A 1,199-nucleotide genomic window follows, 5' to 3' on the forward strand; every position below is an offset into this window, starting at 1 on the left:
TCCGGGAGGAACCATGGTCGACAAGGTGAAGTCCACAGCCGCCGAAGCGCTGGCGGGTCTTTTATTCGATGGCATGACCATCATGGCCGGAGGCTTCGGCCTGTGCGGCATTCCCGAGAACCTCATCGCGGCGATCCGCGAAACGGGGGTCAAGGACCTCACGGTGGTCTCCAACAACTGCGGCGTCGACGGCTTCGGCCTGGGGATCCTGCTGGAGAACCGCCAGATCAAGAAGATGGTCTCGTCCTATGTGGGTGAGAACAAGCTGTTCGAACAGCTTTACCTGTCCGGCGAGCTGGAACTGGAGTTCAATCCGCAGGGCACCCTGGCCGAACGCATCCGCGCCGGCGGGGCGGGCATCCCCGCCTTCTTCACGCGCACAGGGGTCGGCACCCTGGTCGCCGAGGGCAAGGAAGTGCGCGACTTCGACGGCGAGCTCTATGTGATGGAGCGCGGCCTGACCGCCGACCTGTCGATCGTCAAGGCCTGGAAGGCCGACGCGGAAGGCAACCTCGTCTACCGAAAGACCGCCCGCAACTTCAATCCGATGATGGCCACCGCCGGCAAGGCCACGGTGGTCGAGGTCGAGGAAGTCGTGGCGATCGGCGCGCTCGACAAGGACGGCATCCACACGCCGGGCATCTATGTCGACCGCCTGATCCAGGGCGCCAAGTTCGAGAAGCGCATCGAGCGGGTCACCACGCGTCCTCGTGACGAGAAGATTGGGGAGTCAGTGTAATGGCCTGGACGCGCGACGAGATGGCCGAGCGGGCGGCCAAGGAGCTGCAGGACGGCTTCTACGTGAACCTGGGCATCGGCATCCCGACCCTGGTGGCCAACTACATCCCGCGGGGCATGTCGGTGACGCTGCAGAGCGAGAACGGCATGCTGGGCATGGGTCCCTTCCCCTACGAGGGCGAGGAGGACGCCGACCTGATCAACGCCGGCAAGCAGACGATCACCGAACTGGACTCCTCGTCCTACTTCTCGTCGGCCGACAGCTTCGCGATGATCCGCGGCGGCCACATCGCCCTGTCGATCCTGGGGGGCATGCAGGTCAGCGAGAACGGCGACCTGGCCAACTGGATGGTGCCCGGCAAGATGGTCAAGGGCATGGGCGGGGCCATGGACCTGGTGGCCGGCGTCAAGCGGGTGGTGGTGGTCATGGACCATTGCGAGAAGTCCGGCGCGCCCAAGCT

The 1,199-nt window shown here is 65.1% G+C and carries 3 protein-coding genes; 2 read left to right on the forward strand and 1 reads right to left on the reverse strand.

What is annotated here, in order from left to right:
* Window positions 1-126 (reverse strand): hypothetical protein (locus PMI01_RS27765; protein WP_238537012.1); only part of this gene is annotated, 126 nt, incomplete at its 3' end.
* Between PMI01_RS27765 and PMI01_RS06435 the strand changes: the two genes are divergently transcribed.
* Both PMI01_RS06435 and PMI01_RS06440 read left to right on the forward strand, forming a co-directional pair.
* The gene (locus PMI01_RS06435; RefSeq protein ID WP_238537011.1) at window positions 74-739 is read left to right on the forward strand and encodes a CoA transferase subunit A; all 666 of its coding nucleotides are present in this window, start codon (window positions 74-76) and stop codon (window positions 737-739) included. The genes PMI01_RS27765 and PMI01_RS06435 overlap by 53 nt on opposite strands.
* The coding region (locus PMI01_RS06440; RefSeq protein ID WP_007665789.1) for a 3-oxoacid CoA-transferase subunit B at window positions 739-1,199 on the forward strand (461 nt) is incomplete at its 3' end. The genes PMI01_RS06435 and PMI01_RS06440, both read left to right, overlap by 1 nt.

This window comes from Caulobacter sp. AP07 (genome assembly GCF_000281955.1).
Lineage (GTDB): Bacteria > Pseudomonadota > Alphaproteobacteria > Caulobacterales > Caulobacteraceae > Caulobacter.

Bases quoted from the DNA above. Each gene is read 5' to 3' on its own strand.
- PMI01_RS06435 (WP_238537011.1), top strand. From the start codon at position 74: ATGACCATCATGGCCGGAGGCTTCGGCCTGTGCGGCATTCCCGAGAAC.